This is a genomic window from Cryobacterium sp. MP_M3 (assembly GCF_015752155.1).
In the GTDB taxonomy this organism is placed as follows: Bacteria; Actinomycetota; Actinomycetes; order Actinomycetales; family Microbacteriaceae; genus Cryobacterium.
In genome coordinates, this window is record NZ_JADOVI010000006.1 from 1 (window position 1) to 15,193 (window position 15,193).

Genomic DNA, 15,193 nt, shown 5'->3' on the forward strand with positions numbered 1-15,193 from the left:
GTCCCTACCGGCGGCCTCAATCTCTGGGCCCGACTCCCCGACGCAACCAACCTCGAGCGCCTGGTCGCAGACTGCGAAGCCGCCGGAGTCATGATCGCCGCAGGGTCCAGCTGGTTCCCTGCCGAACCCACCGGCCCCTTCATCAGACTCAACTACTCCGGCCCCAACCCCGGCGCATTCGCCGACGGAGCCCGCATCATCGGCCAGGCACTGACCTCAAACCACTGACCTGGCACCAGTCCAACGAGCCTCGCCAGCTCGATCAGGTCACACCACGCGGAGCGAGGCCCAGCGCTGACAGGCTGCCTTCGGCGTCCCATAGAAGGTTCCCGATTCGCTTCGGTAGTCGATGACGTTGATCAAGTACTGCCTGGCTCGATCCTCTCTCAGGCGTAGTTGGGGCGGCCAGTGGGCCGATAGGTGTGAGCGAGGACACCGGTCGGGAACGCCCGCGTGTCGACCAGTTCGAGCCCGAAGTCCTTGCCGTGCTGCGGGAACAGCCGCAGCCCCTCGCCCACGATGACCGGGCACACGATGAGGTTGATTTCGTCGACGAGTTCGTTTTCGAGCAGCCAGCGCGCCAGCACGCCGCTGCCCACGACCACCAGCTCGCCGCCCGGCTGCGCCTTCAGCTCCCTGATGCCCGCCGCGATATCCCCCGAGATCACCGTCGTGTTCTTCCAGGCCGGATTGGTCAGGGTGTTGGACACGACATACTTCGGCCGAGGATTCATCGCGCCTGAGTACGGGTTCGAGTCGTCGGCCTGACCGCCCCAATATCGTGCGAACAGTCCGTACGTCCTGCGGCCGAGCAGAAACGCGTCCGCGCGCTGCCACGTTGAAGCGATGTACGCGGCCGACTCCTGATCGCCGGTCGGGATTGCCCAGCCGCCGCGCGTAAAACCGGGATCGAGCTCGTCATTGTTGCCGCCGTTTGCCTGCATGACACCGTCAACGCTGACCTGGATCGAGATCGTGAGATTCATGGTGTTGCTCCCTCGTTCCGAGTCACCTCTGGTGGCGGCTTCACTACTTCAACGAACACGATCGACCCGATTCGACAATTGTTCCTCAAGACCGTCCGATTGTTTACACTTGCAGCGTTTGCCAGGGAGTCGAGAAACCGAGGGAAGAGATCAGCACCGGAGGGGAGTGGGCGACGACACCAAAGCTATCGCTATGAGCAGGTCTCGCAATAGGTTCGTCTGCGATCCCTGAGTGCGAGCACCAAGGCACTCCCCAGCTCACAACAACCGAGCATCGATAGATCCCCGATTGCGGGCCGACGAACTTCTTGGTGAACCGAACACTGGACGGATAATTTGTGACCATGACAGAGTATCGACGCCCCATGTTCCCAGTGGAGATCTACCGGGATGAGCAGGGCCGTCCGATTGACTACGGCAATCGCTGGGGAGGAGCGTCTCCGCCCGAAGACGCGTATTCCCGTGTTAGTAATCTGCAGCGGTTCGCGCGGTTGCACGACGTCGCTGACGCACTGATCGAGTGGCTGCATACCACGTTCGACGTTGCCGTCGACGAAGCCCCAAACGCCGCTGCAGATCTTCTCCACATGCCAAATGAGGTCGTCCGTGCCGTACGCGTCGTGCCTCGCAACCCGACAGCGGCACCGCTGACATTTGTCCTTACGCCGTTCCCGGGCGTCTACGTTCACGCGGGCCTGCTCAACGACTTCCACTTCCCGGTGTGCGGCTGTGATGCCTGTGACGAAGATGTCCTGAATCTGACGGAAGAGCTCGAATGGACCACCCGCACCGTCGTGTCAGGTGGTTATTCTGAGCGATTCGATGCCGGGCGTGGTGACTGGATTGAATACCGGCTCGAGGAGCCAGGGGTCGGTATGCGATCCGGACGCAGCCGCACCGAGGACATGCCCGTGGACCGGGTCAAGTCCGCGCGAACCGCGCTACCGCCTGCCGGTCCGTGGTCCCCCTGGCCATTACGTCCGAAGGGTGAAGCCGACGCTCTCGGCTGATCGCCCGAGCCTGCTGTCCCGGTCAGGGTTCCCTTGTGGGACGACAGAAAAGGCCGACGTCAGTGGATGAGCCGCGCGGGCGCGTGCGGAAGTGACACGTTCCAACGTGCGGAATGGCCACGGTGCAGTTTGACTGTTCCGACATTGAGCTACATGACCGGGCGCAATAAGCACAAGGTTGTCTACAAGGGCGGCGCCAGCCGCTGCAGCACCGTCGCTGTCTCCGACTTCACCGTATGGTCGGGCTCCGCGTAGTGCGCCTTTGTCGTCGACGTCGAGGTGTGTCCGAGCACATCGGCCGCAGTCTGCATACCGAGTTCGTGGGCAAGGAGCGTCGCGCCCGTTCGACGAAACGCGTGAGGAGTGATGTCCATGCCCCCAAGGCCGGCGTTCCGCAGAATCGCTCGGAAGGTGCGCCTGACGTTATACGGCGTGAGCGGCGTGCCGTTCCGTGTGAAGAACAGCAGGTGCTCTTCGTCCTCCGGGTCGATGAGCTCCAAGCGTCCGCGGATCACATCGGCCGCGAACTGCGGCAGGGCAATGACACGGTTCGACTCGTGCGTCTTGGGATGCTCCTGACGAAAAACGCTGGCGCCGTTGTGCACGACGAGCGTTCCGGTGATACTCACCCGCGGCGGGTCCGCGGCCAGGTCTACATCGCACTGGCGAATTGCGAGTGCCTCGCCAATGCGCGTCGCTTTGCCGAGCATCACCTCGATGATGTCGCGCACCTGCCCGTCTGACTTCGGTCCGTGCGTGCCCTCCCCTGTTCGCCATTCGCGGGCCGCGAGGCGGATTGCGGCTATTTGTTCCGGCGTGAGCGCCTTTGGTGTGTGCGGGGGCGTTCTCATCCGAGAAGTTTCCTTGACAGGGTTGCGCGAAATAATCTCACGCCGCACCGCGAACGCCATGATCATGTTGAGAATCGTCTTGGAGTGCTTCGCCCGCGTGAACGACTTCTCCCTTTGCACCTTCAGGAACTTCTCGATGCGGCCCACGGTCACCTCGCGAACCGTGAAGTTGTCAAAGAACGGAAGCACGAGAACTCGCAGCGAGCGCTGGTAGGTGTCCTTGGTCCCTTGGGTGCGGTCTACGTCGAGTTTCACGTCCTCCAGCCAGGCCGCCGCGAGTAACGGAAACGGTGAACTCGCGTTCAACGAGTCTCCCGCGCCACCGGCGCGCATCCGCTCAGCCAGGTCAACCTTGAGAGCTGCCTGCGCGGCGTTGCTGCTGGACCTGGTAGCGCCGACTTGCCGCGTCTGACCGTCCCAATCGCGAAAGACAGTCGTCGCCCGAAACCTTCCCGGACCGACCTTCGTCGTCGTGATCGAGCCGAACGTACTGATCGGCAGTCGCGGGCGTCCGGCCATCATCGGTCGCCCCGCTGGGCGCCCAACGACACTACTGGCTCGTGGAGACCGTCGAGCCAGTGAACAACATCGGAGACGCGGTAGCGGATCTCCCGGCCGACTCGAATGCCGGGGGGGGGGGGCCGCGGCCGTCGGTGCGCAGATCATAGATGGCCTGCACGTGCACGCCAAGATATTCGGCGAGCTCGCTCGTGGTGAGTACTGGCTCGAGGCCGAGCCCGGAGAGTAGTTCCGCATTCATAACTCGTAGGTGTTCGAGGTCACCCCAGCTCACTCGAACCGGGTCGTGCACCTTCTCTACGAGCCCCCAAAGAAGGCGGTCGCTGAGCAATAAACAATGTATAAACAATGTATGTATCAAGTCTTGCCCCTTCAATGAGGACAAGAAACCCTGATCAGATCAATTTACGAGTAGGGCGGCTGGGACTTGAACCCAGGACCGACGGATTCCGACGGCCCCGCTAAACGTCTCGACCCAAGCGTCGCGACCTCGACTGATCTAGATCTGACCGGGAGTTCCTTGCAATTTCGGGTTCAATTCCATCGACACACCTCGACATACCTCGGCCTAGTTCGGCGCAATAATCGGTGCATAAACGTGCGCGCATCAAATCTCGGTCGCCCGGCAGGAGCCCGCAGACCTTGTCTGCTCACGGCTTCGCGCTGATGTCCTCCGAGAACCAATAGGCAGTGTTGCTTCGCCTCGAGGGACTCTTCGGAGCGATGCCCATCGGTTTGGACCCGTATGGCAAGAGGGAGCGAACGCGTCGAGGCGAGTCCGCCTCAGCGATCGACCCGCGCCTCCAGAAGGCGCCGCTCGGCGTCGTTCGCCGTGAGTTCCAGGGCGCGCAGGTCTTCGGCCATCGCCTCGTCCCGGCGGCCGAGGTGCCGGAGCATCCGCGCGCGCACGGCGTGCCAGAGGTGGTACCCCGTGAGGGCGCCTCGGAGCGCATCCACCTCGTCCAGTGCCCCCTGCGGTCCATCGACCTCAGCGAGCGCCACCGTGCGGTTCAGCCGTACGATCGGCGAGCGGTCGTACGCCAGCAACATGTTGTAGAGCGTGAGCACCTGGAGCCAGTCGGTGTCGCCGCCGTCGCGTGTGTCGGAGTGGCATGCGGCGATCGCCGCGTGTAGCTGCCAGCGCCCCGGGCGTCGTAGCATCGCCGCCTTCTCGAGCACGGCCTGCGCCTCGGCGATCAGTCGGCGATCCCACCGCGCCCGGTCCTGATCGGCGAGCAGGACGAGCTCTCCATCGACGGCGCGTGCCCCTTCGCGTGCTCGGTGGAACAGCAACAGTGCGAGCAGTCCCTGCGCCTCCGCCTCGCGCGGCAGTTCGTGTGCGACGACGCGCGCGAGCCACAGGGCGTCGTCGGCGAAATCGCGGTCCGCGGCCGCGTCTCCGCCCGCGACGAGGTGGGCCTCGCTGTACATCACGGAGACGACGGTCAGGACGATATCCAGGCGCGCGGCCCGCTCGGATCCCTCGGGGATCCGCAGGGGGATGCCGGCGGTACCGATCTTTCGCTTGGCTCGCACGATCCGCTGCGCGACCGTCGATTCCGGGGTCAGGGTGGCACGCGCGATCTGCGTGGTCGTGAGGCCGCAGATCGCGCGGAGCGTCAAAGCGAGCTGCGCGTCCGGGGAGATATCGGGGTGACAGCAGCCGAACAGGAGCGGCAGTCGCTCGTCGGGCTCACCGGTGCCGGAGAGCGGTGCGGCCTCGGCCGGATCGGCGAGCAGGGCCAGCTTCTCGCGGTACCGCTTCTCGCGCCGCAGCCGGTCGAGGGCGTTGTGGCGGGCCGCCTGCGTCAGCCATCCCCCGGGGTTGGGGGGCACCCCGGCCGTGCGCCACTGGCGCACGGCCTCCTCGATCGCCTCGGCGACCGACTCCTCTGCAAGGTCGAGGCTCCCGAGCCAACGCGTGAGCGCCGCGACGATCCGCGCGGACTCCTCGCGGATCACCCTCGCGAGAAGTCGATCGGATGCCGCGGCGCGGGCCCGCCCCGACTCCGCTGCCGCGGCATCCGTTTCGTTCACGGCTCGATGTGGCTTTAGTAGACGATGATCGGGCGGATCTCGACCGAAACTCCGGGCAGCTCGAGCAGCGGCCACGTCTTGACTATGGCTATCGCCGCGTCGAGGTCGGGCACGTCGATCACCTGGAATCCGCCGATGACCTCCTTCGCCTCCGAGAACGGACCGTCGGCCACGACCGGCCCGTCGCCGCCGTACGTGACCGTGGTCGCGGTGGTGACCGGCTGCAGCTGGGCGCCGGACTCCGTCATCACCTCGCGGTTCGTACCGAACCAGTCGTAGGTGCGGCCATAGACCTGCTCGGCGTGCTCAGGCGACACCGCTGCGTCGAGTTCGGGCGTGGTTGTGAACATGATGACGTACTTCAAGGTCGTGTCCTTTCGTTATGGGAACTGTTTCATCCCTCCAGCGAACGGGCAAGCCCGAATTCGACACGATCCGCGGAATCCGCGTCCGAAGAGCGATAGCGGGCTGAAGATGGCGGCCAGGATCAGGATGGCGCCCATTCCGATCAGCGCGATCACCACCACGCTGTGTGTTGCGCCCTGGGTTTAATGGAGGTTCTTGATCCCCTGAAAGGTTGAGAATCATGGTGAATAAGAAGTACCCGGAGGAGTTGAAGGAGAGGGCTGTGCGTCTGGTGCTCGCGTCTCAGAGCGAGACTGACGTACGCCTCCTGCGCGCACTTCCTCGGCGACGTCCAGGTCGTCGGTGACGCGCACTGTGGCGGACAGCACGAAGGCCCACTCGGAGCGGTGGGCCTTGGCCAGCGCGGCAGCGACCGCGTCCGCCCGTATGGCGGACGCGGTCGGCTCGTCGCTGGGAGCGATCAGAACGGGCTTGTTGACGGGTCCACGATCGGGCGAACCTCGACGCCGCCGCCGGTGGCCGGGCACAGCTTGGCGAGCTCGATGGCGTGGTCGAGGTCGCGCGCCTCGACGGTGTAGTAGCCGAGGAGGGCCTCTGTGGATTCGACGAACGGGCCGTCCGTCACCGTGCCGACTTTGATCGTGGTGGCCCTCGTCACGGGCGCGAGCGCGCCCCCGCCCGTGATGGACCCACCGTGCTCGACGACCTGCTTGGTGAACACGTTGTGCGCGTCGACCACCGCGCCCCACCCCTCGGGCGGCATGGTCTCGTAATAGGAAGGGGCTTCGTAGATGAGGATCGCGTACTGGGTCATGAAATTACCTCCTGCATTCGCGGGCCGGCCTGCCCGGCTCCGTCATAGTGACAGCGAACAACCTGCCGCCAAATCGACAGTCAGCCCGACTTTTCTTTGAGATTCTTTCGGCGCCGCCGACTTCGTGCGTGCCGGAGTCCGCTTTGCTTGCTGAAGTGGCTATTGTCCGACCGGCGCTGCTTGTCCGAGGAGTCGATGATCGACCTCTAGAACAAGCCCGACAATCAGAAGAAAGAGCTCGACACGCCGGCCGTCATTGACCAACTCAGACACCGCCCGCGCCCCGGGAGAGGATTGCGAAGACCCTGCACAACCAGTCCACCCCCACCGCCTCACCAGCCCCCGAACGATAGCCAGATACGCAGCGCCCTCAAACTCATCCATAACGGCGAAACCACCGCTCAGGTCGTCCGGGACCTGGGGATTTCGCGCTCCACCTTCTACCGCCGTGCAGGAGAAATCTCGTCCTGATCACGCCCGCCGCGAGAATTGGTGCGACACGGAGCGATCACAGAACACCGCCAAAGAACGCCGAACTCCACATGTTCGTCGCCCTTGAATTCGGGGCAGTACGCGTTCAGGGTCCCTCTAACGGGCGCACGGCAGATCTAGGTCCAGGACATACGTCTGCGACGGACGGCCCAACAGCGAATGCGGGAATGGCTCTCCCCGCGGCCGCCAGCCGTTCTTTTCTTAGAGGTGCACGGCTCCGTGATGATCGGCAAGAACGTGAAGGACAGACCGCTGATGGCCATGCTGAGCAAGGGCGGCTGTTGCTCCAGTTAGAAGTGCGTCGCCAACCCGGGCCCCTGGACGCCGGGAGCGACAGCGAGAAGACCGATGACAGGCGAGTCTGGTGGATCACTGGCCAGACCCGAACCCGGTTTCGTTGCGAGTACAACCCGACGAGCCCAGTGTCTGCATCCTCGGCCACGATCAACCCGCTTCGGTGATCGTTCAGCGCGTGGCGCGGCGCGGGTTCGTCTCCCGGAACGAAATCAAGCGGCCGAGCCGGGAAGACGACGCAATTACTGGAGGGAGAATTCTCGCGTGGCCAAGGAGTACCGAACCGATCGGTTGATCGCGACCAACGCCGCATTGATGGTTCCTGCGGGCGTCCATGACGAACTATCCAGGCAAGAAGGCCTGCGCGCGCTGGATCGTAATGTTGCGTCGGGTATCGGTGACGGGGAGCTTCCTGCAGATCCGCACCAGGGAGACGGGATCGATGAGCCCGGCTTCGACTAGCGCGTCCACGAACTCCAGGTCCTTTTCGTCACCACGAACCAGCTTCGCGGCACACAGGTCGTGAGGATCGAGGCATCGGGCCAGTGCGCCGCTGGGACCGTCTGGTGCCAGCTGAACCGTGCGGGTCTCCCAGCCATTCGGGAGCACAGCTGTCGTGGCGTTGACACCCTGCACGTAGAAGCCGTGGTCGATGTGAAACTGCGACCACTCACCCAGATTGGCGTCGATGAGGGTAGCCAGGGTGTAGTCCGCATCGTCCGTGATCGGTGCAATGTCGACCTCTTCAGAGAGCGTGGCGCGTTCGGGCAGCTGCGTTTCATCATAGGAACCGAGGATGGCCTGGCTGCCGATGACGAGTACCTCACGTTGCTCAGTGACCCTGGCGGCGTGCCGGATCGCCTCCTCGAGCTCCCTGCGTTTCATTCTTGGTTAGCCCGCTCGATTGCTGCGACCCGCTCGCCCTGAGTGAGAGCGCCAGCGAACGGCGAGTTCTGTCGGAGTTCCCGACCCTCCGGAGTGTCCGCGAGCATGCCCAGGATGAGTAGGTCCACAGGACTATCCAGAAGCTCGGCCCAACGATCCACCCACTTCTGCCCGATCGGGGAACGGAGCCGAGCCCGAAGGCGGACGAGGTTGTCCGGCACCACATCAAGCACAGCCTTCGGATCGGTCCTGAGCCTGTTCGCGAGAGCGCGATGCAGTTCCATCGTCACCCTCTCTTCACGACGAGTGTTGACGACCTCCACGCGGGGACGTCGCCCCATCACAGCCAGGGCACGCTTGAGCGTTCCGAGCTGAATCCGGTCGTCCCGCTCGGACTGTTCCATCCGCGTGACCGTACTGGGTGCAACACCCAGATTCTCAGCGAGATCACGAACCGTCCACCCGACTGACCGGCGCGTGTCTGCAATCGTTGTCGACATCTCATTCCTCCTGTGTTGCATTGTACTGCAACAAGGTCGAAGGCGCTCGAGGTCTTCCCAGACCATCCCAACCGGGACGTGCACCTCGTCAACGAGGGACAAGACCAGGCAGGTGCGGCCGAATAAACGGTGAATAAACGGTGACCACATCAAATATCGCACCGGAAATCAAAACAAGAAATCCTGATCAACCGTAACTTCGAATGGGCGCGAATGACTTGAACCCAGGTCCGCATGACAATAGGTTCAAGTCTCGCCACTCCGACGGCAACTAAACAGCCCGATCAACGTCACTTTTACAGTAGGGCGGCCGGGACTTGAACCCGGGACCGACGGATTATGAGTCCGCTGCTCTAACCAGCTGAGCTACCGCCCCAAAACCGCGGTCACTCCGGGGAATGTGCGGCAGCTTCGGAGGTGATCGTGTCGACCACGGGTTCCCCACGATACAGGCACTCGAAAGTGTTCAGGGTGCGGTTGATATCGTGCACACCGATCAGCCTCAGCGACTCGCGCTTGAGCGCGGTGAGCTCGTCCGGAGACGCAGTGAGCACCTGGGTGAGCTTGGCGGCCATGTCCTTGGCGCTGCCCGGCTCGAACAGGTACCCGTTCTGCCCGTCATGCACGAGGTGTGGCAGGGCCATCGCGTTCGCGGCGACCACAGGGAGCCCGGAGGCCATGGCCTCCATCGTGGCGATGCTCTGCAACTCCGCAATGGACGGCATCGCGAAGACCGTCGATCGCGTGTACGCGGCGCGCAACTCCTCGTCGGTCACATACCCGGTGAAGGTGACCCGGTTGCGGATGCCGAGCGTCTGGGCCAGGTGCTCGAGGTTGCGTTTCTGGTCGCCGCCGCCGACGATCTCGACCTTGACGTCAAGGTCGGGTGACAGCAGGGTCACGGCGTGCAGCAGCACGTCGATCTGCTTTTCCCCGGTGACGCGTCCGACGAAGAGGATCCGGTTCTCGGTGCGCGGTTCGAAGCTCGGCGCGTAGTTGTGCGCGTCGATGCCGCACGAAATCGCCAGGACGCCCTCAAGCCCGGTGTAGCGCTCGAGGAACTCGGCGGCTCGCACGGTCGGCGTGGTCACGGCTTCGGCGCGGCCGAAGGTGCGGCGCGCGGCCTTCCAGGCACCCTTGACCATGCCCTCATGCAGCCACTTGGGCAGGAGGGTGAATTCGAGCATGTTCTCCGGCATGAAGTGATTCGTGCCGATGATGCGGATCCCGCGCTTGGCGGCTTCGATGGTGACACCGCGGCCCACGTTGATGTGGGACTGGAAGTGCACGACATCCGGTTTGAAGGTGTCGAGGATGCGGCGGCTCTCAGCGTGGATCAGCCAGGGCAGGGCGAAGCGCAGCCAGTCGTGCGGGTACCAGCGCCAGCTCTTCAGGCGGTGCACGACCATCGGCTGGCCTTCGTGGATTTCGGTCCAGGTGCCGTGCTTGCGGGACGGCGCAGGTGCCATGATCTGCACCTCGTGGCCGCGGGCGACCAGGCCGGCGGCGAGTCGCTCGGCGAAGCGGGCCGCACCGTTGACGTCAGGGGCAAAGGTGTCCGCGGCGATGAGAACCCGAATCGGCTTCTTCGTTGCCGGTACCACGCGGGAGGCGTCGCTCGGCAAATCGGTCGAATCTGACAAGTGAAATTGTCCCAACGTAAGTGAGCCGGAGGTCGTCATCCGGCAAGAAATCAAGGATTCATCGGCGCGCACGCCGACGAGGTCTTCTAGCACCCTATTCTAAACCGCCGTGTCTACGGCCATTCCCGGCACCGGCGCGTCACTCGGCCGAACCGTGGAGAGGCACCACAGGAGCGGAAAAAGGGTGACGGCGGATGCTATCCGGCGGCCTGCGGGTGATAGCGGGCGAGCAGGAAGACGCCGTAGATCGCGATGGCACCGGCGACGATGAAGGCCACGGCCGCCCAGGCCGGCGCCTGCGCCACCTCGCCGAGCACGACGATGCCGATGCCGACCGCGATCAGGGGGTCGATCACGGTCAGGCCGGCGATCACCAGGTCGGGAGGACCGGACGCGTAGGCGTTCTGCACGAAGTAGGCCCCGAGGGCCGCGCCGAGCAGCAGCCCGGCCACGCAGGTCAGCGTCAGCCACTCGAAGTTGCCGTTCTGGGTGCGGTTGATGATCACCTTCGCGAGGGTCGCGACGAATCCATAGAGAACGCCGGCGCCGATGATGTAAAGGATCGCCTGGAAGCGGGTGCGCAGAAAGCCGAAAAGACCCCCGAACACGAGCAGGACACCGCCCAGCATGATCAGGATCGTGACGAGGTTCGCATCGGTGACCGGCTTGTCGACGGCGGTGAAGGCGGCGACCGTGACGAACAGGCCGACCCCGCCCACGCACATGCCGATGGCGATCTTGGACGCCCGGTTGACCTTCACGCCGGAGACACGCGCGTTGAGGATCGAGGTGATCACGAGGGCCACCGCACCGAGGGGCTGGACCACGATGATCGGGGCGAAGTTGAGGCTGGACAACTGGAAGAGGATCGCCAGGCCGAGCATCAGCGTGCCGAACACCCAGGAGGGCCGGCCCAGCAGGAGGGCGAGCTGGCGCGGGTTGAGTCCGCCGGTGACCTCCACGGTCCTGGCCTCGACCTTGGTCACCCCGCGGTGCTGGAACTGCGCTCCGAGGGAGAGGAAGACCGCGCCGACCAGGGCGAGCGGGATTCCGATGGCCTGGCGGGGATCGATCGTGAGGTCCACAGCCAATTCAGTCAGGTCGAGGGTCACTCAATGACCCTATCGAGAACCAGCCCGATATCCTTGCTGAATGGCCGTGCGAGCAATTGTTATTTCCGGAGATCCTGTTCTCCACTCCCCCGCAGCATCCGTCGAGGAATTCGACGATGACCTGCGCGTCCTGGTACAGGACATGTACGAGACGATGGATGCCGCCCCCGGCGTCGGCCTCGCCGCGCCCCAGGTCGGCGTGCCGCTGCGGCTCTTCACCTACAGCTACCTCGACGATGACGACCGGTCATGGCGCGGTGTCGCGATCAACCCTGAGCTGTGGATCACCCCTGTCCCGGCCGGCGAAGCGGACGAGGACGAGGACGTCGAAGGCTGCCTGTCCTACCCGGGCGAGCGTTTCCCGCTCTTGCGCTCCCCGTCGGCGATCCTGCGCGCGGTCGACCTGGACCAGAAGCCGTTCGAGATCCACGCCGAGGGTTGGCTGGCCCGGATCTTCCAGCATGAATACGACCACCTCGACGGCACGCTCTATGTGGACCGTCTCGAGCATTTCTACGCGAAGATCGCCACCAAGGTCACCCGCAAACGCGGTTGGGGCGTCCCCGACCTCAGCTGGGTCCCCGGGGTCGACAACCTCGAGGACTGAGCCACCGGGATATCGGCGGCGCCTTCCCGCTCAGCGGGAAAGGTTGACGCCGTGCACGCCGTTGTGGAACCGCAGCGACGGGAAGATCGCGGACACCGAGAATCCGACGCCCGGCACGGTGCCGGCGTTGAAGACCCCGCCGAACAACTCGGCCCGTTCCCGCATCTGAGTGATCCCCGCGCCACTGACGCTCTCAATGAGCGCCTTGAGGTCGTCGTCGATCGTGTAACTGGTGCGGGCGGCGAACTCCCCCTCGTCGGCGCTTGAACGCCGGGCGGTGGCACGGATGCCGTCGTCGTCGACTTGCAGCTGCAGGCCGTCCTGGGTCCAGGTGAAGGTGATCTTCGCCTCCGTGCCCGGGCCGCCGTGCTTGAGGGAGTTGGCCAGCGCGCTCTGGAGGATCCGGAAGATGGCCAGTTCAGCGCCTGGCTTGAGCGGGAATCGCTCGCCCGCCTCGGCGAAGCCCACGACGAGGCCGGCGTCGCGCATGACTCGGAAGAGGTCCCTGGCCGATTGGAGTCCGGGCTGCGCGGTGGCGACGGATTCGCCCTCGCGCACGATGGTGAGCACCCGGCGCATGTCCGCGAGGGCGCCGCGCCCGTCCTCGGCGAGGGCCGTGGCGGCCCGCACGGCACTGGACGGGTCCGTCTCGGCCGTGTACCTGGCCGCCTCGGCCCCGGTGACCAGGCGGGAGACGGCGAGCACGGCAATGTCCTGCAGTTCGTGGATGATTCCGAGTCGGCCCTGCTGCTCGGCGAGGCTCAGTTCGAGGTCGATCCGCAGCTGCTCGGCCGCGGACTGGTTGACGGCGACTCGCCGCGCTCGCAGCCACAGAACGAGCAAGAGCACGGAGAGGACTGCCAGCACGGTGCTCGCGATCAACCAGAAATCCATGGACTACGCCTTTCGTGCGGCGGCCTGCGCCCCGGGTGCAAAAAAGGCCACCCGGGGTGGAGCCCTAGGTGGCCTTTAGCTCCCCGACTTGGACTCGAACCAAGAACCTGCGCATTAACAGTGCGCTGCTCTGCCAATTGAGCTATCGAGGAATGCTTGAACAACTCTGTTACTTTATCAAAAGTTCGGCATCCGCCAAATCGGGGCCTGTTTTCAGTAGCCGATCCGGGCGTCGACGACGCCGACAAACCGCCCATCGTCAAGGAACGCTCTCACATTCAACCGGATGCGTTCGGCAAGGAGGGGCGCCGTCATCTCGGGCGTGTCTGCCGAGTGCGGTGTGATCAGGCAGCGTGGTTCGCTCCACAACGGATGCCCGTCGGGCAGCGGCTCCGGGTCGGTCACGTCCAGGGCCGCGCCGGCGATGGAGCCGGCGGCCAGGGCCGCCACCAGCGCCTCCGTGTCGACCAGCGGCCCCCGTGCGATGTTGACGAGGTTCGCCTCCGGACGCATCAGCGCGAACTCGGCCGCCCCGATCAAGTGCCTGGTGGTCTCCGTCAGCGCTGCGGCGACGATGACCAGGTCGGCCTCGGGAAGCACGTCCGCCAGGCCGGATGTCGGCACTGTGCGGGCCGCGCCGGGCACCGGCCGGTTGCTGCGGCGCACGACGGTGATGCGGGTTCCGAACGGCTCGAGCAGCCGGATGAGCTCGAGGGCGATCCCTCCGGCGCCGATGATGACGACGGAACGGCCGTACAGCGAGCGGCCCTCCGGTACGGTCGACCAGGTCGAGGCCCGCACCCGCGTGGGCAGAACGCGGAGCAGGGCCAGTGAGAGCGCCAGCGCGTGCTCGGCCACGGGCTGGGCGTAGGCGCCCTTGGCGCTGGTCCAGAGGAGGTCCGGACGGGCCTGCTCGGCCAGGACGGCGCTGAACGCGTCGACGCCGGCCCAGGGCAGCTGCACCCACTGGATCTGCGGGTTGGCGGCCAGGGTGGACCCGAGCAGGTCGGCCTGGGCGTAGGAGAGCCAGATCAGCCCCCGGGTCGCGGGCGACAACTCCGTTACCTCCCCCTGGGCGGCGCGGACGGCCGCCGTGAAGACCTCGGCGGGCCGCGGCAGCACGGCGATCGGCCCGCGGGCGGGGCGCATCCCCTCGGGGATCGGCGCCACCTCGTCGGCGAGCACGGCCCGGTGCTGCCCGGCAGGCCCCGGGCCGTCCGTGACGCGGCGCTCAGGATTCGTCGGCACGGTCGTCTCCTTCGCGGTCGTGCGGGTCGTCGGCCGGGTCGCCGCCCGCCTCATCGCCGGGGTCGTCGCCCGGGCTGTCGTTCATCTCATCGTCCGGCTCGTCGTCTGCCTCTGGCCCGGTCAACGCCGCGGCCAGCCCGGCCACATACGGATGCCACGGGTCCTCGAACACCTCGTCGATGGTTCCCAGGCCGACGAGCACCCCCTGGTACAGCACGCCGATCCGGTTCGCCACCCGGCGAAGCACGGTGAGGTCCGAGCTGATCACGAGCGCGGAGAATGACCGTTCACGCTGCAATTCGCCGAGCAGGTCGATCACCGCGTCGCGCACCGTCACGTCGACCCCGGCGGTCGGCTCGTCCGCGATCAGCAGGGATGGACCGAAGACGAGGGCACGGGCCAGGGCGACCCGCTGGCGTTGCCCATTGCTCAGTTCGTAGGGGTAGCGAGGCAGCACGGCGAGCGGCAACCGCACGGCGTCGACCATGGTCGCCACGCGCGCGTCGAGCGCCTTGCGGTTGTAGCGCCGGTCGCGTTCCAGCACCGGTTCCGCCACGATCTCCGCCACCGTCATCGTCGACGGGAGCGTGTCGGCCGCGTTCTGTTCGAGCAGCCCGACCCCGAAGGTGAGGCGGGCGAGCTTGCGGCGGCCGATCCGGCGCATCCGGAAGCCGAGCACCGTCGCCTCTCCCCCGGTGATGATCGGCCGGGCGCTGCCGAGGCCGGGAGCGAACGCCGCGCCGGACAGCACGCTGGCGAGGGTGCTCTTGCCCGAACCGCTCTCCCCGAGCAACCCGAGCACCTCGCCCGGCTTGATCTGCAGGGTGAGCCCGTGCACAGCGACGTGGGCCGGGCTCACTCCGTGCGGCGGATACTCGACCGTGAGATCGCTGGTCGAGATCGGGAAAATCGGTTTGGCGCCGCGAGTCATGCGT

Annotated in this window: 15 protein-coding genes, 2 tRNA genes and 1 pseudogene; 4 read left to right on the forward strand and 14 right to left on the reverse strand. The window is 65.4% G+C overall.

Annotation, left to right across the window (positions count from 1 at the left end; translation table 11 throughout):
• A pseudogene (locus IWX89_RS08535) lies at positions 1-228 on the forward strand (PLP-dependent aminotransferase family protein); the annotation flags it as partial.
• Between the two features lie 158 nt (positions 229-386).
• Here IWX89_RS08535 and IWX89_RS08540 read toward each other — a convergent pair.
• A complete protein-coding gene (locus IWX89_RS08540; RefSeq protein WP_196903144.1) occupies positions 387-986 on the reverse strand; it encodes a dihydrofolate reductase family protein in 600 nt (199 codons plus the stop codon).
• Between the two features lie 344 nt (positions 987-1,330).
• On the opposite strand from IWX89_RS08540, the gene IWX89_RS08545 reads away from it, so the two are divergent.
• Positions 1,331-1,996 carry a DUF6226 family protein gene (locus tag IWX89_RS08545; protein WP_196903145.1) on the forward strand — a complete coding sequence of 222 codons (666 nt, stop codon included), beginning with the start codon at positions 1,331-1,333 and terminating at the stop codon, positions 1,994-1,996.
• Between the two features lie 182 nt (positions 1,997-2,178).
• On the opposite strand, the gene IWX89_RS08550 is transcribed toward IWX89_RS08545, so the two are convergent.
• From IWX89_RS08550 to IWX89_RS08565, 4 genes are all read right to left on the reverse strand, one after another.
• Positions 2,179-3,369 carry a site-specific integrase gene (locus IWX89_RS08550; protein WP_196903146.1) on the reverse strand — a complete coding sequence of 397 codons (1,191 nt, stop codon included), beginning with the start codon at positions 3,367-3,369 and terminating at the stop codon, positions 2,179-2,181.
• A gap of 780 nt (positions 3,370-4,149) precedes the next feature.
• Positions 4,150-5,403, reverse strand: coding sequence for an RNA polymerase sigma factor (locus IWX89_RS08555; RefSeq protein ID WP_196903147.1), 1,254 nt, complete (start codon positions 5,401-5,403; stop codon positions 4,150-4,152).
• Between the two features lie 14 nt (positions 5,404-5,417).
• Positions 5,418-5,768, reverse strand: a complete 351-nt coding sequence (locus IWX89_RS08560) for a YciI family protein (protein WP_196903148.1) — start codon at positions 5,766-5,768, stop codon at positions 5,418-5,420.
• Between the two features lie 461 nt (positions 5,769-6,229).
• The gene (locus IWX89_RS08565) at positions 6,230-6,583 is read right to left on the reverse strand and encodes a YciI family protein (RefSeq protein WP_196903149.1); all 354 of its coding nucleotides are present in this window, start codon (positions 6,581-6,583) and stop codon (positions 6,230-6,232) included.
• 294 nt (positions 6,584-6,877) lie between these two features.
• Here IWX89_RS08565 and IWX89_RS18475 point away from each other — a divergent pair, with 294 nt between their 5' ends.
• The gene (locus IWX89_RS18475; RefSeq protein WP_307836471.1) at positions 6,878-7,054 is read left to right on the forward strand and encodes a helix-turn-helix domain-containing protein; all 177 of its coding nucleotides are present in this window, start codon (positions 6,878-6,880) and stop codon (positions 7,052-7,054) included.
• A gap of 657 nt (positions 7,055-7,711) precedes the next feature.
• Here the strand turns inward: IWX89_RS18475 and IWX89_RS08575 are convergent.
• The 5 genes from IWX89_RS08575 to IWX89_RS08595 form a co-directional block, all read right to left on the reverse strand.
• Complete coding sequence (locus IWX89_RS08575) at positions 7,712-8,254, reverse strand: DUF6036 family nucleotidyltransferase (RefSeq protein ID WP_196903150.1); 543 nt, start codon at positions 8,252-8,254, stop codon at positions 7,712-7,714.
• Positions 8,251-8,904, reverse strand: a complete 654-nt coding sequence (locus tag IWX89_RS08580; protein WP_307836488.1) for a helix-turn-helix transcriptional regulator — start codon at positions 8,902-8,904, stop codon at positions 8,251-8,253. Before IWX89_RS08580 ends, IWX89_RS08575 begins: the two co-directional genes overlap by 4 nt.
• 152 nt (positions 8,905-9,056) lie before the next feature.
• Positions 9,057-9,130: transfer RNA gene (locus tag IWX89_RS08585), tRNA-Ile, on the reverse strand.
• A 10-nt stretch (positions 9,131-9,140) separates the two neighbouring features.
• Positions 9,141-10,358 (reverse strand): glycosyltransferase, encoded by a 1,218-nt coding sequence (locus IWX89_RS08590; RefSeq protein WP_307836472.1) that lies wholly within the window; start codon positions 10,356-10,358, stop codon positions 9,141-9,143.
• A 236-nt stretch (positions 10,359-10,594) separates the two neighbouring features.
• Complete coding sequence (locus IWX89_RS08595) at positions 10,595-11,509, reverse strand: DMT family transporter (protein WP_196903153.1); 915 nt, start codon at positions 11,507-11,509, stop codon at positions 10,595-10,597.
• Between the two features lie 40 nt (positions 11,510-11,549).
• Between IWX89_RS08595 and def the strand changes: the two genes are divergently transcribed.
• Positions 11,550-12,116 carry a peptide deformylase gene (gene def, locus IWX89_RS08600; protein ID WP_196903154.1) on the forward strand — a complete coding sequence of 189 codons (567 nt, stop codon included), beginning with the start codon at positions 11,550-11,552 and terminating at the stop codon, positions 12,114-12,116.
• Positions 12,117-12,146: 30 nt separating this feature from the next.
• Here def and IWX89_RS08605 read toward each other — a convergent pair whose 3' ends face one another.
• The 4 genes from IWX89_RS08605 to IWX89_RS08620 all read right to left on the reverse strand — a co-directional run bounded on the left by IWX89_RS08605 (position 12,147) and on the right by IWX89_RS08620 (position 15,189).
• A complete protein-coding gene (locus IWX89_RS08605) occupies positions 12,147-13,010 on the reverse strand; it encodes a sensor histidine kinase (protein WP_196903155.1) in 864 nt (287 codons plus the stop codon).
• Between the two features lie 79 nt (positions 13,011-13,089).
• Positions 13,090-13,162 (reverse strand) — tRNA-Asn (locus IWX89_RS08610).
• Positions 13,163-13,223: 61 nt separating this feature from the next.
• Complete coding sequence (locus tag IWX89_RS08615) at positions 13,224-14,159, reverse strand: D-isomer specific 2-hydroxyacid dehydrogenase family protein (RefSeq protein WP_196903319.1); 936 nt, start codon at positions 14,157-14,159, stop codon at positions 13,224-13,226.
• Positions 14,160-14,241: 82 nt separating this feature from the next.
• Positions 14,242-15,189, reverse strand: a complete 948-nt coding sequence (locus IWX89_RS08620; protein WP_196903156.1) for an ATP-binding cassette domain-containing protein — start codon at positions 15,187-15,189, stop codon at positions 14,242-14,244.
• Positions 15,190-15,193 lie beyond the last annotated feature (4 nt).

Coding starts and splice junctions, on each gene's coding strand:
- IWX89_RS08615 (WP_196903319.1), bottom strand. CDS start 14,159: ATGCGCCCCGCCCGCGGGCCGATCGCCGTGCTGCCGCGGCCCGCCGAG.
- IWX89_RS08620 (WP_196903156.1), bottom strand. CDS start 15,189: ATGACTCGCGGCGCCAAACCGATTTTCCCGATCTCGACCAGCGATCTC.
- IWX89_RS08540 (WP_196903144.1), bottom strand. CDS start 986: ATGAATCTCACGATCTCGATCCAGGTCAGCGTTGACGGTGTCATGCAG.
- def (WP_196903154.1), top strand. CDS start 11,550: ATGGCCGTGCGAGCAATTGTTATTTCCGGAGATCCTGTTCTCCACTCC.
- IWX89_RS08545 (WP_196903145.1), top strand. CDS start 1,331: ATGACAGAGTATCGACGCCCCATGTTCCCAGTGGAGATCTACCGGGAT.
- IWX89_RS08580 (WP_307836488.1), bottom strand. CDS start 8,904: ATGTGGTCACCGTTTATTCACCGTTTATTCGGCCGCACCTGCCTGGTC.
- IWX89_RS08565 (WP_196903149.1), bottom strand. CDS start 6,583: ATGACCCAGTACGCGATCCTCATCTACGAAGCCCCTTCCTATTACGAG.
- IWX89_RS08550 (WP_196903146.1), bottom strand. CDS start 3,369: ATGATGGCCGGACGCCCGCGACTGCCGATCAGTACGTTCGGCTCGATC.
- IWX89_RS08575 (WP_196903150.1), bottom strand. CDS start 8,254: ATGAAACGCAGGGAGCTCGAGGAGGCGATCCGGCACGCCGCCAGGGTC.
- IWX89_RS08605 (WP_196903155.1), bottom strand. CDS start 13,010: ATGGATTTCTGGTTGATCGCGAGCACCGTGCTGGCAGTCCTCTCCGTG.